The sequence below is a fragment of the Rhodococcus sp. NPDC059234 genome (assembly GCF_042754225.1).
Lineage (GTDB): Bacteria > Actinomycetota > Actinomycetes > Mycobacteriales > Mycobacteriaceae > Rhodococcus_G.
This window is the reverse complement of sequence record NZ_JBHZAH010000075.1, coordinates 1-24,581: the sequence shown is the minus strand read 5'-3', so window position 1 is coordinate 24,581 and position 24,581 is coordinate 1. Positions and strand designations below refer to the sequence as shown.

18 protein-coding genes and 4 tRNA genes are annotated in these 24,581 nt (G+C 70.2%); 11 read left to right on the top strand and 11 right to left on the bottom strand.

Translation table 11 applies throughout. From position 1 onward, the window contains the following. Positions 1-229 precede the first annotated feature (229 nt). A complete protein-coding gene (gene orn, locus ACFXGJ_RS16280) occupies positions 230-829 on the top strand; it encodes an oligoribonuclease (RefSeq protein WP_378427310.1) in 600 nt (199 codons plus the stop codon). A 92-nt stretch (positions 830-921) separates the two neighbouring features. Continuing rightward, positions 922-994: transfer RNA gene (locus ACFXGJ_RS16275), tRNA-His, on the top strand. Positions 995-1,062: 68 nt separating this feature from the next. Here the strand turns inward: ACFXGJ_RS16275 and ACFXGJ_RS16270 are convergent. After that, on the bottom strand, positions 1,063-2,259 hold the full coding sequence (locus ACFXGJ_RS16270; RefSeq protein ID WP_378621779.1) for an Ig-like domain-containing protein: 1,197 nt from the start codon (positions 2,257-2,259) through the stop codon (positions 1,063-1,065). 268 nt (positions 2,260-2,527) lie between these two features. Between ACFXGJ_RS16270 and ACFXGJ_RS16265 the strand changes: the two genes are divergently transcribed. After that, positions 2,528-2,600 (top strand) — tRNA-Lys (locus tag ACFXGJ_RS16265). Between the two features lie 64 nt (positions 2,601-2,664). Next, positions 2,665-2,740 (top strand) — tRNA-Lys (locus ACFXGJ_RS16260). 35 nt (positions 2,741-2,775) lie between these two features. Here ACFXGJ_RS16260 and ACFXGJ_RS16255 read toward each other — a convergent pair. Next, positions 2,776-3,264, bottom strand: a complete 489-nt coding sequence (locus ACFXGJ_RS16255; RefSeq protein WP_378621776.1) for a hypothetical protein — start codon at positions 3,262-3,264, stop codon at positions 2,776-2,778. Positions 3,265-3,272: 8 nt separating this feature from the next. Continuing rightward, positions 3,273-3,494, bottom strand: a complete 222-nt coding sequence (locus ACFXGJ_RS16250) for a DUF3618 domain-containing protein (protein ID WP_378621774.1) — start codon at positions 3,492-3,494, stop codon at positions 3,273-3,275. Between the two features lie 112 nt (positions 3,495-3,606). Between ACFXGJ_RS16250 and bcp the strand changes: the two genes are divergently transcribed. Next, entirely contained in the window at positions 3,607-4,080 is a 474-nt protein-coding gene (gene bcp, locus ACFXGJ_RS16245) for a thioredoxin-dependent thiol peroxidase (protein WP_378621772.1), read from the top strand. Positions 4,081-4,084: 4 nt separating this feature from the next. On the opposite strand, the gene ACFXGJ_RS16240 is transcribed toward bcp, so the two are convergent. The 4 genes from ACFXGJ_RS16240 to ACFXGJ_RS16225 all read right to left on the bottom strand — a co-directional run bounded on the left by ACFXGJ_RS16240 (position 4,085) and on the right by ACFXGJ_RS16225 (position 8,355). Beyond that, the gene (locus ACFXGJ_RS16240; RefSeq protein WP_378621781.1) at positions 4,085-5,440 is read right to left on the bottom strand and encodes a dipeptidase; all 1,356 of its coding nucleotides are present in this window, start codon (positions 5,438-5,440) and stop codon (positions 4,085-4,087) included. Between the two features lie 43 nt (positions 5,441-5,483). Beyond that, the gene (locus ACFXGJ_RS16235) at positions 5,484-5,972 is read right to left on the bottom strand and encodes a hypothetical protein (protein WP_378621769.1); all 489 of its coding nucleotides are present in this window, start codon (positions 5,970-5,972) and stop codon (positions 5,484-5,486) included. Further along, positions 5,972-7,450, bottom strand: a complete 1,479-nt coding sequence (locus ACFXGJ_RS16230) for an APC family permease (RefSeq protein ID WP_378621767.1) — start codon at positions 7,448-7,450, stop codon at positions 5,972-5,974. The genes ACFXGJ_RS16235 and ACFXGJ_RS16230 overlap by 1 nt, the downstream gene beginning before the upstream one ends. A 155-nt stretch (positions 7,451-7,605) precedes the next feature. Beyond that, positions 7,606-8,355 (bottom strand): TetR/AcrR family transcriptional regulator, encoded by a 750-nt coding sequence (locus tag ACFXGJ_RS16225; protein ID WP_378621763.1) that lies wholly within the window; start codon positions 8,353-8,355, stop codon positions 7,606-7,608. Positions 8,356-8,460: 105 nt separating this feature from the next. On the opposite strand from ACFXGJ_RS16225, the gene ACFXGJ_RS16220 reads away from it, so the two are divergent. From ACFXGJ_RS16220 to ACFXGJ_RS16210, 3 genes are all read left to right on the top strand, one after another. Further along, positions 8,461-9,435 carry an ATP-binding cassette domain-containing protein gene (locus ACFXGJ_RS16220; RefSeq protein WP_378621760.1) on the top strand — a complete coding sequence of 325 codons (975 nt, stop codon included), beginning with the start codon at positions 8,461-8,463 and terminating at the stop codon, positions 9,433-9,435. Further along, the gene (locus tag ACFXGJ_RS16215) at positions 9,432-10,214 is read left to right on the top strand and encodes an ABC transporter permease (RefSeq protein WP_378621758.1); all 783 of its coding nucleotides are present in this window, start codon (positions 9,432-9,434) and stop codon (positions 10,212-10,214) included. The genes ACFXGJ_RS16220 and ACFXGJ_RS16215 overlap by 4 nt, the downstream gene beginning before the upstream one ends. 107 nt (positions 10,215-10,321) lie before the next feature. Further along, a complete protein-coding gene (locus ACFXGJ_RS16210) occupies positions 10,322-11,062 on the top strand; it encodes a TetR/AcrR family transcriptional regulator (RefSeq protein ID WP_378621755.1) in 741 nt (246 codons plus the stop codon). Between the two features lie 12 nt (positions 11,063-11,074). On the opposite strand, the gene ACFXGJ_RS16205 is transcribed toward ACFXGJ_RS16210, so the two are convergent. From ACFXGJ_RS16205 to ACFXGJ_RS16190, 4 genes are all read right to left on the bottom strand, one after another. After that, positions 11,075-12,667 carry an MFS transporter gene (locus tag ACFXGJ_RS16205; protein ID WP_378621752.1) on the bottom strand — a complete coding sequence of 531 codons (1,593 nt, stop codon included), beginning with the start codon at positions 12,665-12,667 and terminating at the stop codon, positions 11,075-11,077. 7 nt (positions 12,668-12,674) lie between these two features. Continuing rightward, positions 12,675-13,172: a hypothetical protein gene (locus ACFXGJ_RS16200; protein ID WP_378621750.1), complete on the bottom strand. Its 498-nt coding sequence runs from the start codon at positions 13,170-13,172 to the stop codon at positions 12,675-12,677. A gap of 269 nt (positions 13,173-13,441) precedes the next feature. Then, positions 13,442-13,858, bottom strand: coding sequence for a holo-ACP synthase (locus ACFXGJ_RS16195; RefSeq protein WP_378621748.1), 417 nt, complete (start codon positions 13,856-13,858; stop codon positions 13,442-13,444). Beyond that, positions 13,859-23,158, bottom strand: coding sequence for a fatty acid synthase subunit beta domain-containing protein (locus ACFXGJ_RS16190; RefSeq protein ID WP_378621745.1), 9,300 nt, complete (start codon positions 23,156-23,158; stop codon positions 13,859-13,861). It lies immediately after the preceding gene. A 401-nt stretch (positions 23,159-23,559) separates the two neighbouring features. Between ACFXGJ_RS16190 and ACFXGJ_RS16185 the strand changes: the two genes are divergently transcribed. The 3 genes from ACFXGJ_RS16185 (at position 23,560) to ACFXGJ_RS16175 (ending at position 24,474) form a co-directional block, all read left to right on the top strand. Next, positions 23,560-23,644: transfer RNA gene (locus ACFXGJ_RS16185), tRNA-Leu, on the top strand. A gap of 78 nt (positions 23,645-23,722) precedes the next feature. Next, positions 23,723-24,118 (top strand): transcriptional regulator, encoded by a 396-nt coding sequence (locus ACFXGJ_RS16180; protein WP_378621743.1) that lies wholly within the window; start codon positions 23,723-23,725, stop codon positions 24,116-24,118. After that, positions 24,115-24,474, top strand: a complete 360-nt coding sequence (locus tag ACFXGJ_RS16175) for a DUF3817 domain-containing protein (protein WP_378621740.1) — start codon at positions 24,115-24,117, stop codon at positions 24,472-24,474. The genes ACFXGJ_RS16180 and ACFXGJ_RS16175 overlap by 4 nt, the downstream gene beginning before the upstream one ends. The last annotated feature ends 107 nt before the right edge of the window (positions 24,475-24,581 follow it).

Sequence of the window (24,581 nt, the reverse complement as noted above, 5' to 3'; positions counted from 1 at the left end):
CCTCCACCGCGGCCTCCGCCGCCGCGGCCGCCTCGGCCGCGACGCGAGCGGCCTCCTCCGCGGCGACCTTGGCCGCCTTCGCCTTCTCCGCGAGTGCGGCCGAGTCCTGTCCCGGGCCACCGGAAGCGGTCGGATCCACCGTCATTCATGCCCTCCTCGAGGCGCAACGCCAGAAGTTTGTGTCCACCGCGAACCCTAACCGAGAACACCCTGACTACTGTGGATGCTCGTGCAGGACAAACTTGTGTGGATCGATTGTGAAATGACCGGACTGCGGCTCGGCACCGACAAGCTGATCGAGGTGGCCGCGCTGGTCACCGACAGCGACCTCAACATCCTCGGTGACGGTGTGGACATCGTCATCCATGCCGACGACGCCGCGCTCGCCGACATGCCGGACGTGGTCAAGGAGATGCACGCGCGGTCCGGGCTCACCGAGGAGGTCCGCGCCTCCACGGTCACGCTCGAGGAGGCCGAGCGCCGCGTACTCGCATACATCCGTGAGCACATCCCCGCCGCGGGCACCGCGCCGCTCGCGGGCAACTCGATCGCCACCGACCGCGGATTCATCACCCGGGACATGCCCGCGCTCGACGAGTACCTGCACTACCGGATGATCGACGTCAGCTCGATCAAGGAACTGTGCCGGCGCTGGTACCCGCGGATCTACTTCGGCCAGCCGGAGAAGGGCCTCTCGCACCGGGCCCTCGCCGACATCAAGGAGTCGATCCGCGAACTGAAGTACTACCGGCGTACCGCGTTCGTCGCCGACCCCGGCCCGTCTACCAGCGACATCGCCGCCGTCGTCGAGGATCTGGGCGCCGTTTAGAAACCGATTGGCTAGTTGGCCCCGGGACACGCTACTATCGTCCACGCTGCTGACGCACAGCCCCACAAGGGGCGGAGCGTCGGAAAGCGATGGTGACCGTAGTTCAGTTGGTAGAGCACCAGGTCGTGATCCTGGCTGTCGCGGGTTCGAGTCCCGTCGGTCACCCGAAGAAAGGCCCCCGACTCCGGTCGGGGGCCTTTCTCGTTCCACGGGCCGTGCGGGGGTGTGACGCGTCACGCGGCGACGTTGCCGGCCTTCCACGTCGCCCACGGGATGTTCCAGTCGCCGAGGCCGTCGACACCCGACAGCGTGCCGCCGACGGTGTTCTTCACGATCGCCAGGTCACCGCGCTTGGTGTTGTCGTACACCCACTTCGCGTCGGCCGGGCTGAGGTTCAGGCAGCCGTGGCTGGTGTTCGTGTAGCCCTGCTGCCCCACCGACCACGGTGCGGAGTGGAAGAAGATGCCGCTGTAGGACATTCGGGTCGCCCAGTCCACCGGCGTCTTGTAGCCCTGCGCCGAGTTCACCGGCACCCCGTAGGTCGACGAGTCCATCACCAGGTTCGCGAACCGGTCACCGATGATGTAGACGCCGTTGTCGGTGGGCGTGCTGTCCTTGCCCATCGACGTCGGCATGGTCCGCACCACCTCACCGTTGCGCTCGAAGGTCACCTGCTTGGTGTTGTCGTCCGCGGTCGCGATCATCGCGTCCCCGATCCGGAACTGCGCGTGCTCGTTCGACTGGCCGAACAGGGTGCCGCCGAGGTTGCGACCGAAGACGTTGACGTCGACCGTCACCGCCGTGCCCGGGGCCCAGAACTTCTCGGGCCGCCACCGGACCTCGCGGTTGTTGACCCAGTAGAAGGCGCCCTCGACGGGTGGGTTGGTGACGACGGTGATGGCGTCCTGCGCGGCCTTGCGGTCGGGGATGTTCTCGTCGAACTGCACGGCGACCGGCTGCCCGATCCCGACCACCTCACCCTCGGTCGGCAAGACGTACGGCTTGGCGAGGTTGCCCGGCGAGCTGGTGGTGAAGTTCGAGGTGACCGTGCCGGTACCGCCGAGACCGAAGGCGTCCGCCTTCAGCCGGTAGTGACCGTTGTAGACCAGCGGCGCGGTGTTCACCCAGGACCTTCCGTCCGGCGCGATGGCGCCGGGCACGGGCACGCCGGACTCGTCGACGAGGGTGACCGCAGACAGCTTCCCGTCCCCGACGACCACGGTGACCGGGTCCCCCGGCGAGTGCCCGACCGCACCGTCCGGCACCACGGACGTCAGCTTGGGCTTGATCAGCTCGGCGACCGGGTTCACGTCGATCGCGACGGTCGGCGCCGCCGACGCACTGCCACCCGACGGCACCGTGCACCCCGAAACCCCCAGGACCAGGGCCGCTGCCCCCAGCGCCACCACGCCCAGCGAAACCCGCTTCATCGTCGCTCCACCCCACTTCACCAACAGGTCCAGACCGGGCCACCGACAGTGCCGACCGCCCCGACCCGCGAACACAAATGATCCCAGCCGGCCGCGGCGCCGACCCACGGCGCCCCTGACGACGGCGATAACGTTCACATTGCAATCGACTTCGGGCCACCAGGCGTTACCGGATACCGATCCTGACCAGCCGATTTCACTTCTGGCGCCCACTCCTGTTAATGTTCCTTTCGCACCGAGCGCGAGGGAACGAGCGCGAGACGCACATGCGCCATTAGCTCAATTGGCAGAGCAGCTGACTCTTAATCAGCGGGTTCGGGGTTCAAGTCCCTGATGGCGCACCGCAAACAAGCCCCAGTCCTCGGACCGGGGCTTGTTTGATTTCGTGTCGCACACGCGGCGCGGGCGCCATTAGCTCAATTGGCAGAGCAGCTGACTCTTAATCAGCGGGTTCGGGGTTCAAGTCCCTGATGGCGCACCACGAGTTACCCCCGGCGGCCCCGCCCGGCCGTCCGATCACCGACCAGCGAAGTGCCGGCGTAGCCGGGTGTGCCGGTGCGCGAAGAATCGAGCGATCCCCCGGGCGACCAGGCTCGGCAGGCCCGGCACCCGCGCGAGCGGTGCCCGCAGTTCGAACGTGACGCGATCGTGCACGGCGGTCCGCGTCGGATCCAGTGCCGTCAGCGTCCGCTCGTGCTCCCAGGAACGCATCGAGGCCATCGACGAGTGCTCGTGGAATCGGCGTCCCGGCTCGATCGAGAGCAACATCAGGTCGTCGTAGTCGAACGGCACGACACCGAAGAGGAACAGCCAGCACCGACCGACCCGCCGACCCACCGGCACGGTGTCCACCCGAAGGTCCCGCATCCCCCGCGGCGCCGCCATCCGCAGCACCGGCAGCATCTCGTCGTTGATGCCCTCCGCGGTGACGATGCGCGCCCACACAGCATCGGACGAGGCCTCGACGACCGAGGTCCGTTCCAGCACGCGGGTTCGGGTGGACACCGTCGCGCCTACCGGAAGATCTTGCGCACCACCAGCAGTGCGACCAGTGCGCCCGCGCCGATCAGCGCGAACCTGACGGGCGGCTCGTTCACCTTGGCGAGCACGGCGATCTTGGTGTTCTCGACCAGACGCTTCGGGTTGGTCCGCACGCTCAGCTCGTCGAGGGTGCTCGCGAGTTGGCTGCGGGCCCGCTCGATGTCTCGCTCGATGCTCTCGGTGTCCCTGGGCACGTGAATCCCACTTCCTGTCGTCTGTCGATCTGCTTGCCATGACCGTACCGGTGCGCCCGGCACCGCCGTAGCCAGGAACGCCCGACGGCGGAAACGAAGTAGCCTGACGACCGTGACCGAGAACAACCGGCTCGCCGCCGGAGACACCGCGCCCAGCTTCACCCTCCCCGATGCCGACGGTAAGGAGGTGTCGCTGACCGACTACCGCGGACGCAAGGTCATCGTCTACTTCTACCCCGCCGCCAGCACGCCCGGCTGCACCAAACAGGCCTGCGACTTCCGCGACAACCTCGCCGAGCTGAACGGGGCCGGCCTCGACGTCGTCGGGATCTCACCCGACAAGCCCGCCAAGCTCGCCAAGTTCCGCGACACCGAGGAACTGACCTTCCCGCTGCTCTCCGACCCCGACAGGACCACCCTCGCGGCGTGGGGCGCGTTCGGCGAGAAGACCATGTACGGCAAGAAGGTTCAGGGCGTCATCCGCTCCACCTTCCTCGTCGACGAGAACGGCAAGATCGAGGTCGCGCAGTACAACGTCCGCGCGACCGGCCACGTGGCCAAGCTGCGGCGCGACCTGTCCGTGTAGCCCGTCAGCGGGTGTCGGCGAACCGCGTCAGGAACAACGCCTCCGCGACGGCGAGGTTCTCGATCTCGGACGGGTCGACGCTCTCGTTGGGCGCGTGGATCAGGCAGCGTGGTTCCTCGACGCCGAGCATCACCAGTTCGGCGCCGGGGACCTCACCGGCGAAGACGTTGCAGAGCGGGATCGAGCCGCCCTGCCCGACGGTGCCCATCGCCTTGCCGAACGCCTCCGCCATCGCCGCGCCGAGCGCCGCATAGCCCGGCCCGTCGGTGCTGGCGCGGAACGGGGCCCCGAGTTGCTCCGGATCGACGGTCACCTTGGCGCCCCACGGCGCCGCGGCGAGCAGATGTGCAGTCAGCGCGTCCTGCGCCTTCTTCGGGTCCATGCCCGGCGGCACCCGCAGATTCAGCCGGGCGGACGCCCGCGGCTGGATCGCGGCCGCCGACCCGACGACCGGCGGGCAGTCCATCCCGAGGATGGTCAGCGCGGGCCGTGCCCACACCCGGTCCGCGACCGACCCGGTCCCGGCCAGCTCCACCCCGTCGAGCACACCGGCATCGGTCCGGAACTGATCCTCGGCGTAGTCCACCCCCGACCAGGCCTGGCCGGACTCGAGGCCGTCGACGACGGTGTTGCCGTCCGCGTCGCGCAGGGTGGAGAGCATCTGCACGAGGGCCGCCATCGCATCCGGGGCCGGCCCGCCGAACATCCCCGAATGCACCTCGCCCGCCAGCGTTTCCACGTGCACCACGACGTTCGCCAGACCACGGAGGGTGACGGTCGCGGTGGGCTGCCCCACCTCGGCGTTCCCGGTGTCGACGACCAGGATCATGTCGGCCTGGAACAGGTCGGGCCGTTGCTGGACGAGCGCCTCCAGTCCGCCCGTGCCCATCTCCTCGGACCCCTCGGCGACGATCCGGATCCCCACGGGAAACGGCGTGCCGAGAGCCCGCAGCGCGAGCAGATGCATGACGATATTGCCCTTGCAGTCCGCAGCACCCCGGCCGTACCAGCGCCCGTCCTTCTCCGTGAGCTCGAACGGAGATGTGTGCCACTTGCCTTCGTCGCCGGGCGGCTGAACGTCGTAGTGGCAGTACAGCAGGACCGTCGGCGCGCCGTCGGGACCGGGCTGGTGCCCGACGACCGCGTCCGAACCGTCCGGGGTCTCGATCAACTCGACGTGGCCGATGCCCGCCGCGACGAACGCGTCCTTGACCCAGCTCGCCGCGCGACGACACTCCTCGGGTGGGAACTGGCGCGAGTCGGCCACCGACCGGAAGCCGACCAGAGTGGCGAGTTCGTCTCGGGCCGTGGGCATCAGGGCCTGCACCTTGGAGCGGATCTCGTCCACCGTGGCCGTCATGTCCGTCACCGTTTCCTCCTCCAGTGTGCCGGCCGGGTGCCGGTCACTCGTCCGTCAGTTTCAGGTCGTCGGCGTACCGGTCGAAGCCGCTCAACTCGTCGGGGCAGTACACCTCGATGACGAGACGCGCGCCTTCGACCAGGTTGCGCGTCGCGATCACCGGGCGCTGCCCCGGTCCCGCGGCGCCGTTGACGATCTGCTGGTCGAAGGTGCCCTCCCGCAGGGAGTTGCCGGGATCCGTGCACGCCGCTCCCCCGTCCACCCCCAGCACCCTCGCGGTGGCGTTCACCTCGATCGTGCCCAGCCCCGCCTGCTGGTAGCGCAGTGCCAACTCGGTGGCCTTGGAGTCGGCCTCGGCGCTGCGCTTGTTGTTGTCGAATGCGACCAGACCCCACACCGCCAGCCCCACGAACAGCGCGAAGGCGGTGAGGTAGATGATCAGGTGGGTGTTCTCGGGGCGGGTGTGCAGGTCGTCCACGGCGGCGACGTTGACGCCGTCGTCGGGTCCCGTCGGGGTGCCGGACGTGGTCATCACGCCTCCTCTGCCTTGAGAGCGGCGAGCGGGTCGACCGTCACGTCCTGTTTCCAGGACGGTTTGCGCAGCGCCAGGATCAGCAGGGGCAGCCCCAGCCCCACGATGCCGAAACCGCCGCCGACGATCAGCACGTAGACGAACACGCTGCCGCCGCCGAACTGGGACGGCGGGACGAATCCGATGCAGAACGCGGCGATGCTCGAGAGGATGCCGACCCAGCAGAGCAGGAACAGCGCGGGTGCCCGGTAGCCACGAGGATGGTCCGGCTTGTTGCGCCGCAGCCGCATCGCCGCGGCGAACATGAGCACGTACACCACCAGGTAGACCTGCGTGGTGATCACCGACAGGATCCAGTAGGCACTGGACACCTCCGGGATGAACGCGTACAGCAGCGCGATCAGCGTGGTCACCGCGCCCTGCGCGACGAGGATGTTCTGCTGGATGCCGTGCTTGTTCAGCCGCTGCAGCACCGGGGGCAGGAAGCCGTCCTGACGGCCGATCATCAGCAGGCCCTTGGACGGCCCGGCCAGCCAGGTCAACATGCCGCCGAGCGACGCCGCGATCAGCATCAGCGCCAGAATGGGTGTGGCCCAGCCGAATCCGAAGTGCGCGAAGAAGGTGTCGAAGGCCTGCATGACGCCCGCGGTGAGCGAGAGCTTCTCGGCGGGCACCACCCAGCTGATCGCGATCGCGGGCAGGATGAAGATCCCCAGCACCAGCCCCATCGCCACGAACATCGCCCGCGGGAACTCGCTGGCGGGCTTGCGCAGACTCGAGACGTGCACCGCGTTCATCTCCATGCCCGAGTACGACAGGAAGTTGTTGACGATCAGCACCAGGCTCGCGATTCCGGTCCAGGCCGGCAGCATCGCGCTGAACTCCATCGGCGCCGCCGAGGGATTGCCCTGACCGAGGAACACGACGCCCATCACGATGAGCAGCGCGCCGGGGATGAGGGTGCCGAGAATCAGACCCGCGCTCGACAGACCGGCGACGGCCTTCATGCCGCGCGAGGAGACGAAGACCCCGGTCCAGAAGAGCGTCACGATGATGATCGCGGTGTAGAGCCCGTTCGAGGCCAGTGCCGGATTCACCACGTACGCAAAGGTGCTCGCGACGTAGGCGAGCAGCGTCGGGTAGTAGAAGATCGTCATCGCGAACTGGCACCAGACGGCGAGGAAGCCCAGCTTGGCCGAGAGCCCTTCGCCCACCCAGCGATAGACGCCGCCGGACCAGCCGGAGGCGAGTTCCGCTGAGACCAGCGAGGTGGGCAGCAGGAACACGATCGCCGGCACCACGTAGAGGAACACGCAGGCGAGGCCGTACACGGCCATGGACGGCGCCGAGCGCAGGCTCGCAACCGAACTGGTCGTCATCATCGCGAGTGCGATCCAGGTGATGTACTGCTGCCTCGGCGCGGTCGGCACCCCCCGCGCCTTCGTCGAACTCGACTCCCCGGCAGTGTCCACGCTCATCGCTACACCATCCCGTCGGACAGGCCGCCGTCCCGACGTGCCCGGGCGACCGTTGGCTTCACTCCGCACTATTCACGCCGCAAGGCGAACGCGCAGCGGTGCAACCGAATCGAGACACGATTTCACCCGGATCGGGTGAGCCGTCGGACGCCCCGTCAGCGGTGTTCGTCGATCAGCTTCTCGATGCCGTCGAGCAGCAGGTCGAGCGCGAAGGTGAAGTCCGCGTCGTCCCATTCGATGTCGGGGTCGGTGTCGAAGGCACCCGCCGCGACGGCGCCGGTCAGGTGGGGGAACCTCGCCGGATCCAGCAACTGCGGCAGCAGTGCCCCGTAGGCCACCTCCTCGGTCGAGGGCGTGGAGGCGATGTCGGCGGCGAAGCGCGCCCGGCCGATCACGTACAGCGAGGTGTTCACGACGACGGTGAATTTCAGTGCCGGAGGCAGCGTCGTTGCGGCCAAGGCACCGAGTCCGGCGTCGAGCCAGGCCATGTTGTTCGGCCCGGTCGGCACCGCGGTGATCGGCAGCTGCAGCCACCACCGGTGCCGCAGCAACGCCTCGTACTCGGCGGTGGCCCAGTGCGCCAGCGCATCCCGCCACGGCGAACCGGGCTCGATGTGCGGCGCCGGACCCACCACCCGATCGGTGACCAGCTGGATCAGCTCGTCCTTGCTCTTGACGTACCGGTACAGCGACATCGTGGTGAACCCGAGCTGCTTGGCCAGGCGCGCCATCGACAGTGCCGACGCGCCCTCCTCGTCGGCGAGTTCGATCGCGGCGTCGAGGATCTGCTCGATGCTCAGCCCCCGCCGCGGCCCCCGACTGCCCGGTTCGGCGAGCCCCCAGGCGAGCTTGACGGTGCGGGGCAGGTCCCCCGTCGCCGCGGTGTCCGCACCACTGCTGTCCATGTCCGCACTGCTCCCGTCGTCACCCTCTTGCGCTCATCGTAAAACTGTGTACGTTATAAACCGAAGTGTACGACATACACAGTTTCCGATTCCGGGAGAAGGCAGATGACTCACGACGAACCCACCGGGGCGATTCACGTCTCCGGCCTCACCAAGACCTACGGCGACCACACCGTGCTCGACGGCCTCGACCTGCACGTGCCCGCGGGCCGGATCTTCGCCCTGCTCGGTGCGAACGGTGCGGGCAAGACCACCACGGTGCGCATCCTGTCCACGCTGCTCCCCTTCGACGCCGGCCAGGTGACCGTCGCCGGACACCCGCTGCCCGGCGCCGCGCGGGCGGTGCGCCGCAGCATCAGCGTGACCGGCCAGTACGCGGCGGTCGACAAGGTGCTCACCGGCCGGGAGAACCTCACGCTCGTGGCCGAGCTCAATCACCTCGGCCGCAGCGAGGCGCGCCGCCGCACGGCGGAACTGCTGGACCGGTTCGACCTCGTCGACTCCGCCGACCGGCGCTCCTCGACCTACTCGGGCGGCATGGCCCGCCGACTGGACCTGGCGATGAGCCTGGTCGCGCACCCGCAGGTGGTGTTCCTCGACGAACCGACCACCGGACTCGATCCGCGCAGCCGACGTGAGATGTGGTCCGTCATCCGCGAACTCGCCGACGGCGGGGTCACCATCTTCCTCACCACGCAGTACCTCGAGGAGGCCGACCAGCTGGCGGACCGGATCGCCGTCATCGACGGCGGCCGGATCGTGGCCGAGGGCACTCCGGGCGAGCTCAAGCAACTGGTCGACGGCGGCCACGTGGAACTGCAGTTCGCCGACCGGGCGCAGTTCGACCTCGCCGCGCGCGCCCTGCCCGGGGCGGTCACCGACGACGGCACCCTGACCGTCGAGGTACCCACCGACGGCAGCGTCGCCTCCCTCAAGGCCCTGCTCGACCGGATCGACTCCCCCGAGATCTCGGTCGAGAAGTTCGCCCTGCACACCCCCGACCTCGACGACGTCTTCTTCGCACTCACCGGCGCGCCGCGCGTGACCGGCTCCACCTCGACGAAAGCAGCAGTCCGATGAGCACCCACACCGACGCCGGATTCCGCTCCGTCGCAGCCGATTCCACGGTGATGCTGCGACGCAACCTCAAGCACGTCCTGCGCAGCCCGGACACCATGCTCATGGCGGTGGCACTGCCGATCATGCTCATGCTGCTGTTCGTGTACGTCTTCGGCGGTGCGATCGACACCGGTACGGAGTACATCGACTACGTCGTCCCCGGAATCATCCTGCTGTGCGCGGCATTCGGCGCCTCGACCACCGCGGTCAGCGTGTCCACCGACATGACCGAGGGCATCATCGACCGGTTCCGGACGCTGCCCATCGCGCAGTCGTCCTTCCTCACCGGTCACGTGCTCGTCAGCGTGGTCCGCAACCTGGTGACCACGGCGATCGTCATCGCGGTGGCGCTGCTGATGGGCTTCCGCCCGACCACCGACCCGCTGAAGTGGCTGGCGGTCCTCGGCGTGATCGGGATCTTCATCTTCGGCCTGTCGTACCTGTCGACGGCGCTGGGGCTGCTCGCCGAGAATCCTGAGGCGGCGAGCGGGTTCACCTTCGCGATCATGTTCCTGCCCTACGTGAGCAGCGCGTTCGTGCCCGCCGACTCGATGCCGACGTGGCTGCAGTGGTTTGCCGAGAACCAGCCGGTCACCCCCGTCATCGAAACCGTCCGGGGGCTGCTGATGGGCACCGAGATCGGCAACAGCGCCTGGTTGGCGCTCGCCTGGTGCGCCGCGATCAGCGTGGTCGGTTTCGTCTGGTCCACCGTGCTGTACCGCCGGCGCGTCGCCGCCTGACCGACCTCCCCCGACTTCGCAGAGATATCCGATACTCGGAGAAACACCGAAGTCGGGGGTTCGTCGAATCCGGCACCGGTGACGGTTAACCTGGACAGGTGGACGCCATGACCAGCAGCCGAGCCTTGCGGCGCGCGGACCCGGCCCTGGAGTCGGGAACCGTCGACCCGGCCGCACCGTCGGCGGGAGCCGACGACTCAACGGCGCTGTCGGCCCCCGACGCGCCGCAGGAACTGCTGCCCCGCAAGCGGCCTACGCAGGAACGCAGCCGTCGCAAGTTCGACGCGCTGCTGGCGTCGTCGCGGGAACTGCTCACCGAGGTCGGCTTCGAGTCGTTCACCTGCGAGGAGGTTGCGTCCCGCGCGGACGTGCCGATCGGCACGCTGTACCAGTTCTTCGCCAACAAGTACGTCATCGTGTGCGAACTGAACCGGCAGGACTTCACCGCGGTGCGCGACGAGCTCGAGCAGTTCAACGGCGAGGTCCCGTCGCTGGACTGGCTCCGATTCCTCAACAACTTCGTCGACCACCTTGCGAAGCTGTGGACCTCCGACCCATCCCGGCGCGAGGTGTGGCTGGCGATGCAGTCCACACCCTCGACCCGGGCCACCGGCAAGATCCAGGAGAAGGCGCTGGCCGGGCAGATCGCCCTGATGCTGGCCCCGCTGACCCCCCGCACCGGGCGCGACCGCCGGATCATGATGGCCGAGGTGCTCGTGCACGTCGTGTACTCGATGCTCAACTTCTCGGTCCAGGACGGCCAGTCGCACGCCGACGCCGTCGACGAACTCAAGCGGCTGATGGCCGCGTACCTGCTCGTTGCGGAAAAGGAATCGCGCCCGAACTGACCGGGGCCGCGGTCAGGTCGAGCTGGGGGTCTGGGCGGCGGCCTCGTCGTAGCCGCCGCGGGCGGACCCGCGCAGCGCCGCGACGACGGTGATCGTGGCCGCGGCGAAGATCATGACCGCGGAGACCAGCAAGGCGGTGTCGAGCCCGGCGTGGAACGCCGCGTAGGTGGCGTGGATGACCTTGTCCACGATCGGCCCGTACGCCGCCGACGCCGCCGCGTCCCCGCCGGCAGGCACCGTGCCCTTCTCGATGGCGTCGATGACGATGGACTGGAAGTTCACCGGGACGTCGAGCTGGTTCAGCCTGCCGGTCAGGTCGGTGGTCAGGTGCGCGTTGACCAGGGCGCCGAGCGCCGCGACCCCGACCACCGCCCCCACCTGACGCATCGTGTTCGTCGCGGCCGCCGCCATGCCCGAGTGCGCGGCGGGCACCCCCGTCAGCACCGCCGACGTCAACGGCACCACCGCGATCCCGAACCCGAGCCCGGCCACCGCCAGCGCCGTCACCAGCGGGGTGACCTCGGGGCTCTCGCTCAAACAGGCTCGGGTCAACAGGATTCCGACCCCGCCGAGCACACACCCCGCGATCATCGGCACCGCGGCGGCACTGCGCGCCACCCAGAAGCCGCAGGCCGCCGCACCCGCGACGATCGCCACCGCCATCGGCAGAAAGACTGCGGCCGTGCGCATTCCGGAATAGCCCACGACCTCCTGCAGGTACAGCGCGGCGAAGAAGAAGATCGAGAAGACACCGAAGTAGACGGCGAACGCGACGACCAGGGCGCTGCGCACCATCGGCGGTCGCAGGAACCGGAAGTTCAGCATCGGGTTGCGCGCCCGCATCTCCACCGCGACGAAGGCGAGCAGCGCGAACGCGCCCACGACGAACAGCGTCACCACCGACGTCGCGGCGTAGCCGACGCCCTCGCCCGAGATCCCGGCATAGATGACGCAGCCGAGGAACGCCGAACCGAGCACGAAACCGGCCAGGTCCAACGGCCCCGGTTGCGGATCAGCGCTCTCCGGCACGAACCGGAGCGCCGCGACGAACAGCACCGCACCCAGCGCGAGGTTGAACCAGAACACCGCACGCCAGTCGAACGCGCCGACCAGCAGTCCGCCGATCACCGGGCCGAGCGCCAACGCCAGACCGGAGACCCCGGCCCACGCGCCGAGCGCCCTCGCCCGCTCCGCCCGGTCTGGATAGATGTGCCGGATCACCGACAGCGTGCCGGGCTCGGACGCGGCCGCACCCACCCCCATCACCGCTCGGCCGACGATCAGCGCCGCGACGGTCGGGGCCAGCGCGGACACCGCCGAGCCCGCGCAGAACACGACGATGCCGACGACCATCACCCGCTTGCGGCCCCACCGGTCGCCGAGCGATCCGGCGGTGAGCATCAGGCTCGCGAAGACCAGCGTGTACGCATTGACCACCCACTGCAGCGAGATCACCCCGGCATGCAGGTCGGACTGCACACTGGCGAGGGTCACGCTGACGATCGTGGTGTCGAGGAAGGTCAGGAACAACACCGCGCAGACGGTCGCCAGCGCGACGCGGGGACTGGCCGCCGCGCCCAGTCGGATGTCGGCGTCGGAGGTCATGGGGTCCCTAACTCGGTGCCGCAGCCGTGGTCGGCGACGCGCAGACCGGGGGCGGGTTGCCCTCGAGAGTGAGCAGCGCGCAGAACGTCGACTGCGCAACCTTCCAGGTGCCGTCCACCTCGACCGCCTCGCCCGTCTGGTCCGGCAGCACGGGCTTGCCGTCCAGCAGGACCGTGTAGGTGACGGTGGCATGGCCCGGCGAGTCCAGATCGACCGTCGACACGGTCGCGGTGGCGCCCTTCGCGATCGGCGAATCGGCCTGGGCGTTGACGGTGTCGGCGAACGCCTGCCCGTTCTGGACCAGCGTGATCTTCTCGGCAGCGGCGGTGTCGCCGGAGAAGAACGCGACGAAGGCGTCGGTCACCGCGGCGCGGGCGTCGCTCCCCGCGGCCGCCGACGGCGGTGTGGTGCCCGACGGTGCGCCCTCGTTCGAGCCGCCGCAGCCGATCGTCGTCAGCGCGAGGACCGCCCCGAATCCGAGGGCCGCCACCACCCGAACCGGCACCGGGTCACTCCGTGTCCTGTCGAGCATGATGCGCCCTTCCGGCGGACACCGGACCGGGGACGACAGTTCGCCCGCTGGGCGTCCACCTGTGGTTCATCGTCGGAAGACTTCGAACAGCCTCGCCCTTCGTTCTACGCCGATGCACGGGCGGTGTCCGGCCGTTGGGCCATCGCGTTCGCCGCCCGGCCGACATACGCGAACGGACCGTCCGGTGCCGGGTGGCACCGAACGGCCCGTTCCGAACCCGGAGGCTCCAGCGGTCGGGTAGGTCAGCTCCCGCCGGGAACCACGATGTCCGGTTCCTCGATCACGACCATCGCGCCCGCCATGTCACCGTCGTGGGTCAGCGACAGGTGAATGATCGCGCCGGGCAGGAACTGCGCGGCCTCGTCGTGCAGCTTGATGGTCGGCCGGCCCCACGCGTCGTTGATCACCTCGATCTGTGCGTAGGCGTTGTCGCCGACCGCCGGCGGGCGGGCGAAGCGGGACGCCGCCCAGGCCTTGATCACGGCCTCCTTCGCCGCCCAGCGGACCGCGTAGTGCCGCGCCGGGTCGGTGCTCTTGGACTCGCAGTAGCGCCGCTCCCCCGGCCGGAAGCTCGACTTCATCGCCGTGCCCGGCCGGGACAGCTGCTCCGCGAACTCGGAGACGGTGACCAGGTCGAAACCGATTCCCAGGATTGCCATCTAGTTGCACCCCGGCAGTCCGGACCGGTACACCTCGTCGTCGCCGAGGCGCGCGTCCTCGGTGAGCAGGACGTCCGCCTCGAGCTGGCGGGCCGCCTTCGCGGGCACCGCGTCCCCGCCGAAGCGACGATCCGCCGGCCGCTCGTAGAGATCCGCGCCGCCGCACATCGCCGATGCGAGTCGGCGCTGCCCCTCGACCGTGCGCTGCCGCGACTGCTCGAGGTAGTCGGCCCGCCGATCGGCGGGGATCGACTCGACGAACGCCTGCGGGTGCACGACCGCGATCAGCCCGGACACGTGGCCGAAGCCGAGGCTCGTGAGCAGGCCCGCCTTGAGCGGGAACCGCTCGCCGAAGCGCAGCGGCTCGCGCGCCCACACCAGGTGCGAGAACTCCGCCATCTTGTCGTCGACGCAGTCCAGGCTGCGGTTCGGCGGGATGACGCCCTGCCCGAGCACCTGGCACAGGCCGATCAGCTGGAACGCCGCGGCGCCGCCCTTGGCGTGACCGGTCAGCGACTTCTGGGAGATGACGAACAGCGGTGCACCCGCGCTGCGACCCAGTGCCGACGCCAGCCGCTCGTGCAGCTCGGCCTCGTTGGGATCGTTTGCGGCCGTGGAGGTGTCGTGCTTGGACACCACCGAGATGTCGTCCGCCGTGACACCGAGCGCATTCAGCGACAGCGCCAGCTGCGAGTCCTGCCCGCCGCGACCGGCGCCGAGGGCGCCGATACCGGGGGCCGGGATCGAGGTGTGCACGCCGTCGGCAAAGGAACCCGCCCACGCCACGACACCGAGTACCGGCAGTCCCATCTCGAGCGCCAGGTCACCGCGCGCCAGCAGGATGGTGCCGCCGCCCGCCGACTCGACGAACCCGCCGCGACGACGATCGTTGGCGCGGGAGTAGCGGCGCTCGTCGATGCCCTTGGCCGCCATGTCCTCGCTCTTCGCGGTCGCGGACATGTCACCGAAGCCGACGATGCCCTCGATGCCGAGGTCGTCGAAGCCGCCGGCGACCACCAGCTGTGCCTTGCCGAGCCGGATCTTGTCCACGCCCTCCTCGACGGAGACCGCCGCCGTGGCGCAGGCCGCGACCGGGTGCACCATCGCGCCGTAGCCGCCGACGTACGACTGGACCACGTGCGCGGCAATGACGTTCGGCAGCGCCTCCTGCAGGATGTCGTTCGCCCGCGACTCCCCCAGCAGGGTGTCGATGTAGAGCGAACGCATGGAGGTCATGCCGCCCATGCCGGTGCCCTGGGTGTTGGCCACCGTGGACGGGTGCACCCAGCGCAGCAGCTCCGACGGGGTGAAGCCGCCGGTGAGGAACGCGTCCACCGTGGTGACCAGGTTCCACAGGCCGACCCGGTCCACCGACCCGGCCATGTCCGCGGGGATGCCCCACCTGGTGACGTCGAAACCGGTCGGGATCTGGCCGCCGACCGTGCGGGTCAGCTTCGCCTTGCGCGGCACCCGGATCTCGGTGCCGGCCCGGCGGGTGACCTGCCAGTCGCCGGTGTCGGGCTGCTGCGACGCGACGGTGTGCTCGGGGTCGGAGTCGACGAAGGCACGTGCCTCCGCCTCCGAGCCGACCACGAAGCTCAGGTCCTTGTCCAGGAACACCGAGGTCAGCAGCGGCGCGGTGTTGTCGACCATGGCGCCCTCGTCGACGTAGGTGCGGATACCGCACCGCTCGACGACGGCGTCGTGGTACCGGTCGGCAATCTCGGCCTCGGGCACCAGTTCCCCGGTCTCGGCGTCGTACCAGCCGGCCACCGGATCGGACTCCCACGCGACCAGCCCGGTGTTCCAGGCCAGTTCGAGCACGCCCGCCGCCGACAGCTGCTCGTCGACCTCCATCTCGAAGCGGGTGCGCGCGGAACCGTAGGGTCCGAGCTCGCCCGCGCCGACGATGACGACCAGGTCGGACGGGTTGACGTCCAGCTCCGGCCAGGCCGGTGCGGGCAGCGCGTCGGAGATCCGCGGCGGTGCGGGCAGCGCGTCGACGGTGTCGACCGCGTCGTCCTCGGACTCGTCTGCGGTCGCCTTCTCCGCGTCGGCCGCCTCGCGGGCGAGGGCCACCAGGTCCAGGTCGACCTCCGCCAGGCCACCGGTCAGGTCCAGCTGGACCGGCTCGACGGCGGCCGCAGCCACGGTCTCCGGACTGCAGACGGCCAGGAGCTGCTCGGCCATCTCGTCGGTGGACCAGGTGCGCACACCCTTGGCCTCGACCGCGTCGACCATCGGGTCGTTGCCGCCCATCAGCCCGGTGCCACGCACCCAGCCGATCAGCGCGTGCACCAGGGTGACCCGCTCGGCCCAGGTCCGCTCCGCGTTCCAGCGCTTGACCACCGCGTCCAGCGCGGCCTTCGACTCGCCGTAGGCGCCGTCGCCGCCGAACAGGCCCCGGTTGGGCGAGCCCGGCAACACCACGTGCAGGTGGGTGTCCACGTCACGGTCGTAGCCGATCTTCGACAGTCCGCCGATCAGCCGCTCGACCGACCACAGCAGCACCCGCATCTCCATCTCGGCGCGAGCGCCTGCGTCGGAGAGCTCGCCGCCGACACGCGGCGCGGCGAACGGGAACAGCAGCGTCGGGGTGACGGCCTCCTTGACGAGCTTCTTGGCACCGCCCGCGGTCTCCGTCTGCTCCTCGCCGATCCAGGAGATCAGCGCGTCGACGTCGGCGTAGGACGCCATGTTGGCGGGAACCACCCACAGTGCGGCGCCGGCACGGGCGTTGGCGCGGTACAGCTTCCGGTAGAAGCCGAGCCGCTCGGAGTCCAGCCGGGAGGTGGTCACGAACACCGTGGCACCGCCGCGCAGCAGGCCGCCCGCGACCGATGCCGCGATGGAACCCTTGCTGGCACCGGTGACGACGGCGACCTGGTCCGACCACAGGCCGGTCTCGTCGCAGTCGGTGGCGGCCGCCTCGGCGATGGCGGTGTACGCGGCGACGAGGTCCTCGCGGCCCTCGGCTGCGGCGCGGTCTCGCCACCAGTTCGCATGCGTGGCAACGGTGTTGCCTGCGCCGGTGAAGTCCGCTTCCGTCACCGAGACCACGGTCGCGTGGTCGCCGACCCACAGCCTGGCCAGGTCCTCACGGGCGGTGGCCCAGCGGTCGTCGATCAGGACCGCCCTGCGGGCGTCGAACGCGGGCGCCACCAGACGCGGCCAGTCGGCGCCGAGCTCGGCCGAGACCAGGTCCACCAGCTCGGTGTCGTTGTCGGAGAACGCGGTAGCGGCCTCCTCGCTCAGGCCGAGCTGCTCGAGCACCAGTCGGGCCGCGGAGGCGAGCACGCCGTCACGGCCGGTGATGTGCTCGGTGAACTCGCCGAGCGCGGCCGCGTCGACGGTGCCGCCGGCCCCGCCGCCCGCCGCGGGCAGGGACACCGCGACACCACGTCGCGACGCCACCGACTGCACGGCCGCGTCGATCACCGCGTCCACCGCGGCGCCGTCGGAGAGCGCACCCTCGTGCAGCCCGCCGAGCGCGCCACCGCGAACGCTGGAGCCGTCCCGGGTGCCGAGCGCGACCTCGGCGGTAACATGCGACGCCCAGCCGGCGCCGAGCTCCCACACCTTGGACACCCGCTCGGCGATGGCGGCCGGGCGCTTGCCCGACGGCCCGAACACCTTGCGCAGGTGGTCGTTCAGCGAGTCGGTGAGCACCGGACCGAACGGCTTGTACGTCCGGGCCAGCTTGTTGACCGTGACGGCCAGCGAACCCATGTCCGCGTCCGCGGCACCGTCGATGGCGCCGAGCGAGAGCTCGGAGCCGAGGTCGACGAGCAGCTGGTTGCGGCGCGAGGACACGCCGTCGCACAGCGCCTCGATGGTGTCGGCGGGGCCGACCTGGTCGGGGCGGAGCTTGGTCCACAGTCCGATCAGCACGGCGGTGGCGTCGGACGCCGAGAACGCGATGTCGTCGGGGCGGGGTCCGCCGGACGGGGCCGCGGGGGCCGCGACCGGGGCGGCCGCGGCTGCGGGCGCCTCCGACACCACCTCGGCCGCCGGCTCGTCCTCTTCGACCGGTGCCGGGTCGGTGTCCGTGGAGTACACGACGCCGGCCTCGCGCTCGATGTTGAGCACCTCCACCGGGTTGCCGAAGCGACCGGGCAGCTTGAGGGTCTGCGAGGCCAGGTTCGCCACCGTCGGGACCGCGCCGAGACCGATCTCGACGAACCGCTCGATGCCGAGGCCGCCGTCGGACTCGTCGCCGAAGAGCAGGTCCTGCGTCTCGATCCACCGGACCGGGCTGGCGAACTGCCAGGCCAGCAGCTCGGCGAGCACGACGCGGGTCAGCGCGACCGGCTTCGCCGACCAGGTGTCGAAGTCCGCGAGGACCTCGGCCAACTGCTGCGACGGAACCAGGTCGGCGATCTCCTGGATGAACTCACGGCCCAGGTTGAACGGCTTGGGCACCAGGTTCGGGATGTACCGGCCGATGAGGATGGCCGGGTCGATCTCCTCGGGCAGCAGGTCCAGCAGGCGCCCACGGAAGTCGTCGACGCCGCCGCGCAGCACGGTGGAGTGGAACGGCACGTCGATGCCCGGGATCTGAATGTAGGCCCGCTTGCCGCCGAAAGCCTCTCGGCGCACGTCGATCTCGACCTCGAGCGCGTCGAGTCCGGCGACGGTGCCCGCGATCGCGTACTGCGAACCGCGCAGGTTCAGGTTCACGATCTCGAGGAACTCACCGGTCTCCGTGGCGACGCCCGCCACGAACTCGGCGAGGTCCTCGTCGGCGACACCGATCTGCGACGGCCGGATGGCGGCCAGCCGGTAGTTCGAGCGGCCCGCCGCATCGCGGGGCACCAGGGCGTGCATGGCCGACCCGCGCTGGAACACCACCTCGAGCACCGCCTCGAGCGGCAGCACCCCGGCGACCGCAGCGAGCGCGTTGTACTCACCGACCGAGTGGCCGGCCAGGTAGGAGTCCTCGACGAAGGCGCCGGACTCCCGCAGCTCCGCGACCTGCGCGACGCCGAGGGTGGCCATCGCGACCTGGGTGAACTGCGTCAGGTGCAGCACACCGTCCGGGTGCTTGTGCTCGACACCGCGAGCCTTGACGACGGTCGGGTTGTCGCGCACGACGGCGAGGATCGAGAAGCCCAGCGCCTCGCGGGTGTGCTTGTCGGCGCGGTCCCAGATGTCGCGGGCGGCCTTGGACCGGGCGCGGGCCTCGAGGCCCATGCCGGGCCGCTGGATGCCCTGGCCGGGGAACGCGTACACGGTCTTCGGTGCGGCGGTGCGGCCGGAGGCGACCATCACCAGTTCGCCGTCCACCCGGCACCCGACCTCGACGATCTCGGCGCCGCGGTCGTGGGCGATGCGGTCGACGCGCACGTCGATCTCGGCGCCCGGGCGAACCATTCCGAGGAAGCGGGCCGTCCAGGAGGTCAACCGTCGCGCGGGCACGGTCGCCGCCGGGTCCACGGCGATCACGACCTGCTGGGCCGCGGCCGAGAGCCACATGCCGTGCACGATCGGGGCGCCCAGGCCGGCGAGCAGCGCGGCGGCGTCGGAGGTGTGAATCGGGTTGTGGTCGCCCGAGACTCGCGCGAACGCGGCCATGTGACGGGGCGCCACGATGGTGGTCTGGCGACGGCGACGGCGCGGGGTGTCCACCGCGGCGTCGGTGAGGGAGCCGCCGGCGCGGGCCGGGTCGGCCAGTTCGCCCTTGCCGGTGCGGCCGCGAATTGCGAAGCGCTCCACCATCGTCGCGAAGGTCGGGGCGGCGGTGCCGTGCTCGCGCATCGCACCCACCTCGACCCTGACCTCGACGACGCGGCCCAGGTCGGTGTCGACGACCGACGCGCCCTCGGCCTTGACGGTGAGCACGCTGGCCTCGGTCGGGATCGACCCGACCAGGTTGACCGCGTGGTCGAGGTGGACCAGGTCGAGCATGCCCTCGATGGCGTGCACGCCATCCGCGGACTGCGCGGCACCCAGCACCGCGAACACGGCCGGCCAGCAGGCGCCGACGATCACGTCCGGCACCGCGGAGGTGCCGGGCGACAGCGACTCCGGCAGCCCGGACGCGGTGACGCCGGCGTGGTCGGCGACCAGGTCCGGGATCCAGGCGACGTTCAGTCGCGCGACGTCGGCCTTGACGGCCGGCAGGTCCTGCCCCGCCGCCACGCCGAGCAGCGCGGACATGGCGGCCTCGGCGTCGGCCTCGGTGACGACCGGTGCGCCACCGTCGCGGGTGGAGGCGGGCACGGTCAGGGCGATCGTGACGGCGCGGTCGGCCGCCAGCGGCACCCGCAGCTCGACCCGCTCGGTGTCGAGCACGCGCAGGGTCGCGCCCGTCGGGGCGTGCGTCGACTCCTCGCCGCCGGAGCCGGTCCACTCGGCGAGGTCACCGAGACGGTGCACCGGGTTCCGGGTCAGGCGACCGGCCCACAGCACGTCCGGCGCCGACAGCACGACGCCCAGCAGACCCGCGGCATCCGCCGACGACCGGCGGCTCGCGACCTCGACCGGCGCGACACCGGCGGCGAGCAGCTCGTCCGTGGTCGCCCGCTCGAACCGGTCGAGCAGCGCGCCCACCGGCTCGTCGACCTCGGTGATACCGGCGACCGCGACGGTGCCGGGGATGATGCAGACCTGATCGGCCGAGTACCGCGCGTCGTGCGCCTGCCACAGCGAGTCGGACCGCCACCAGCGGCGCACGTCCTTGTCGATGACCGGCACGAAGTTGACGGGCTTGCCCGGGATCTTGCACAGCGAGGTGAAGAACGGCACGTCCGCCGGGTGCAACACGGTGGTCGCGGCGTCCGGGTAGGCGGCCTTCAGTGCGCACAGGGCGGCCTCGGGACGCTCGAGCGTCAGCTCGTCGGTGAACCGAGTTTCGATCGGGCCGCGGTCGTTGCGGTGCAGCCGCGCCTCGGCCCGCTGGAGCATCTCGGCGAAGCGGTCCCGCCAGGTGATGTCGAGCCAGACCGACTCGGTCGCCTCGGCGTAGGCCTGCGCCCAGTCGGTGCCGCAGTCGAATTCCTGGGCGGCGTCGATGCCGACGGCCAGCTCCAGGTAGCGGCGCAGCCAGCGCTCGTAGGTCATGGTCGCGACGTCGCCGAAGTACGGCTTCGCCGTGACGTCGAGCGCGGCGATGATCTCCTCGCGCCGCTGCGCGACGGCGTCGGCGTCGCCCGCGACCTCGTCGAGCAGTCGGCCGGTGCGGGAGGCCGCGTTGTCGATCTCGTGGATGTCGGCGCCGAGCTGGCTGCGGCCGGAGGCCATGCCGCCGGATGCGGTGCCCGCCCCGACCCAGTCCGGGGTGCCGGGGGTGTCGACGAGCAGCTGCTTGACCTCGGGGGCGGTGGTCGCCTCGAGGGTGGCCATCGCGGCGGTGCCGACGAGGATGCCGTCGACCGGCATCGCGGGGTAGCCGGCCTCGGTGGACCAGCGTCCGGTCAGGTAGTCGGCCGCCCGCTCCGGGGTGCCGATGCCGCCACCGACGCAGATCACCAGGTTCGGCCGCGCGCGCAGCTCCGCGTAGGTGGACACGAGCAGGTCGTCGAGGTCCTCCCACGAGTGGTGGCCGCCGGCCTTGCCGCCCTCGATGTGGACGATCACCGGGAAGTCGGGAACCTCGGCGGCGATCCGGACGACCGAGCGGATCTGCGCGACCGTGCCCGGCTTGAAGGCCACGTGGCTGATGCCGGCCTCGTTCAGCTCCTCGATCAGCGCGACGGCCTCGTCGAGCTCGGGGATGCCGGCGGTGACGATCACGCCGTCGATCGGGGCGCCGGCGGCGCGGGCGCGCTGCACCAGTCGCTTGCCACCCAGCTGCAGCTTCCACAGGTACGGGTCCAGGAACAGCGAGTTGAACTGCACCGCGCGGCCCGGCTCGAGCAGGGTCTGCAGTTCGGCGACGCGGTCGGCAAAGATCTGCTCGGTGACCTGCCCGCCGCCGGCCAGCTCGGCCCAGTGGCCGGCGTTGGCGGCCGCGGCGACGATCTTGGCGTCGACGGTCGTGGGGGTCATGCCGGCGAGCAGGATCGGCGAGCGGCCGGTGAGCCGGGTGAACGCGGTCGAGGTGGCGACCGTGCCGTCGGGCAGGGTCACCAGCGTCGGACGGAACTCCGACCACGACTTGTCGACCTCGGGTGCGGCACCGGGGGTGACGAGGCTGCGCTGGCCACCGTGGGTGGCGGCGGCGATGATGCCCACGCCGTGGCCGCGCAGCGCGCCGGCGGTCATCCGGGTGAGCAGGTCGCCGGGGCCGAGGTCGAGGATCCAGGCGGCGCCCGCGTCGACGACGGAGTCCACCGCAGCGACCCAGTCGACGGAGTCGGTCAGGCAGGCACGCGCGAGTCGAGTGGCGCGGTCGGCGTCGATGCCGCAGCGCACGGCCCACGCGCCGACGGTGTCGACGGCGTCCTTCAGTGCGGGGTGGTGGAATCCGATCTCGACCGCGAGCGGCTCGAAGACCGGGGCGAACACGGCGCCGCCGCGCTTCTTGGCGTCGCGGTCGCGGGCCTCGTCGGCGGCGACCTGCTCGGCGCGCTGCTGCACGCGGGCCAGCTGGGCGGGCGGTCCGGAGACGACCACGCGGCGACGGCCGTTGCGGATGGCCATCACGGGAGCGCGGTCGGGGTCGAGACCCTCGGCGAGCTCGTCGACGATCGCCTGCATGCGGGCCGGGTCGACATCGGACACCGCGAGCATCGGTGCGCGCTCGGCACCGCCGAGAACGCCGCGGCGACGGCCGACCAGGACCGCCGCGGCACCGATCAGCTGGGCGACGGCGAGCAGTTCGCCGTCGCTCGCACCGCTGTCGGTGACCGATTCCACGGCGAGCAGGCCCTGCGAGTGGCCGATGACTGCGGCCGGAGCGGTCGTCGCGGGGTCGAGGCCCTGCAGTCGCAGCGACCGCAGCGCGGCGAGCTGGGTGAGCAGCACGCCGGGCAGGGACACCGACGCCGAGGTCAGGGCCGAGGCGGACGGTCCGGCGGGGACCTCGTCGTCGCCGGCGACGTCCTGCTCGAGGATCCAGCCGATGGGGTCGAATCCGGCCGGCCGGACCACCAGCAGGTCCTGTGCGACCGGCGCGAGGACGGCGGCAGCCTCGTTGACCAGTTCGGTCATGTCGGGCTCGAGGCCGTTGTCGCGGATCAGCTCCTCGAGGGGAGCGAGCCAGGCGGCACCCTGGCCGCCGAACGCCAGCGCATAGGGCTCGCCGGCGACGAGTCGGTCTCGCAACGGCAGTTTGGCCGCGACCGGCCTCGCCGGCGCGTACCGGGACCCTCCGGAGCCGTCTCCGTTGCCCAGTGGTGTGCTCTCGTCGATCGTCACGCTGGATGGTCCTCTCCTGGTCGGATCCCACCGACGTCACAACCTCTCGCAGGCGCACGGGCGATCCGCGAGAAGTTCTTCGGGGGCTCGATCAGGTTCGCACAAAATCATGAGGAGATCCTCACGTTTGTTGGGCGTCCAAGCGTTCTACCAGGTAGTAGGCGTGATGCAGGTCACAATACAACCGTCCAAGTGACTCCGGAGTAGGAAACGAATGCGCTGGCTGAGCGAAAAACTGGCGAGTAGCAAACCTGAGGGATCCCTCACGTTGATCGTTATGAAACCGTTATACCTGGTTTACCGGTCCCCGCTCGGGGGCGGCCGGCGAAGCCCGTCGGCGCCACCAGGCCCGCACGCCCACGCACTTCACGACGATGCCGTGAAGTAGTCTGTTCCGGCACGCGCGAGTGGCGGAATTGGCAGACGCGCCAGGTTTAGGTCCTGGTGTCTCAGGACGTGGGGGTTCAAGTCCCCCCTCGCGCACCAGAACCCGGCCCTGACCTGTGACGGTCACCTCCCCCCACACCCTGTCTCGGGCCGCTCCGGCTCGGGTACCGTCGTGGTGTGGCAAGTTCACCCTCCCGTCGTCGACCAGCGCTGATTCTGTTCGTCGTCCTCGCGGCGGTCGCGTGCCTGGCCTTGGGCTGGTGGCAGTGGACGCGGTACGAGTCAGCGGGCGGCACCGGGCAGAACCTCGGCTACGCCTTCCAGTGGCCTCTGTTCGCTGCGTTCGTCGTGTACGCCTACCGACGATTCGTCCAGCTCGAGGACACCGCCCCGGAGGAGCGATCGGCGGTCGCGAACGGCACCGAGCCCCGCGAGATCCCGGTCGACCTGCTGCCGCAACGGGTCGAGACCCGCACGGAGACGTTGGACGCCGCGAACCCGGACGACGAGGCCCACCAGGCATACAACAACTACCTCGCACAGCTGCGCGCAGCCGATAGGAGCACCACGTGAACACGGCCCCCGAAGAGACGGTCACCACGACCCCCGCCCGCGACACGAAGAAGATCGCGGGCGCGCTGCTTCGGTACCGCGTGCTCGCCTACGCCACCGGCATCTGGCTGCTCGTGCTGACCGCGGAGATGGTCGCGAAGTACATCTTCAAGGTCGACAACCTGCCGAGCTGGATCGCGATCGTGCACGGCTGGGTCTACTTCGTGTACCTGATCCTGACGATGGATCTCGCGGTAAAGGTGCGCTGGTCCGCGGGCCGGACCGTCGGCACGCTACTGGCCGGCACCGTCCCGTTCCTGTCCTTCTTCGTCGAGCACTGGCGTACCCAGCAGGTCAAGCGCGACTTCGATCTCTGACGGGTCACCCCGCACCCCCCAACCACGACCATTACCTCCCCAATGTCACATCGGTTCGCGTCAGCTGAACCGATGTGACATTGGGGAGGTCGTGTTTAGGGGTGCGG

Coding starts and splice junctions, on each gene's coding strand:
- ACFXGJ_RS16270 (WP_378621779.1), bottom strand. CDS start 2,259: ATGAAGCGGGTTTCGCTGGGCGTGGTGGCGCTGGGGGCAGCGGCCCTG.
- ACFXGJ_RS16240 (WP_378621781.1), bottom strand. CDS start 5,440: ATGACGGCCACGGTGGACGAGATCCGCTCCAAGGTGCAGGCCCTGATG.
- ACFXGJ_RS16235 (WP_378621769.1), bottom strand. CDS start 5,972: ATGACCACGTCCGGCACCCCGACGGGACCCGACGACGGCGTCAACGTC.
- ACFXGJ_RS16230 (WP_378621767.1), bottom strand. CDS start 7,450: ATGAGCGTGGACACTGCCGGGGAGTCGAGTTCGACGAAGGCGCGGGGG.
- ACFXGJ_RS16225 (WP_378621763.1), bottom strand. CDS start 8,355: ATGGACAGCAGTGGTGCGGACACCGCGGCGACGGGGGACCTGCCCCGC.
- ACFXGJ_RS16220 (WP_378621760.1), top strand. CDS start 8,461: ATGACTCACGACGAACCCACCGGGGCGATTCACGTCTCCGGCCTCACC.
- ACFXGJ_RS16215 (WP_378621758.1), top strand. CDS start 9,432: ATGAGCACCCACACCGACGCCGGATTCCGCTCCGTCGCAGCCGATTCC.
- ACFXGJ_RS16210 (WP_378621755.1), top strand. CDS start 10,322: ATGACCAGCAGCCGAGCCTTGCGGCGCGCGGACCCGGCCCTGGAGTCG.
- ACFXGJ_RS16205 (WP_378621752.1), bottom strand. CDS start 12,667: ATGACCTCCGACGCCGACATCCGACTGGGCGCGGCGGCCAGTCCCCGC.
- ACFXGJ_RS16195 (WP_378621748.1), bottom strand. CDS start 13,858: ATGGCAATCCTGGGAATCGGTTTCGACCTGGTCACCGTCTCCGAGTTC.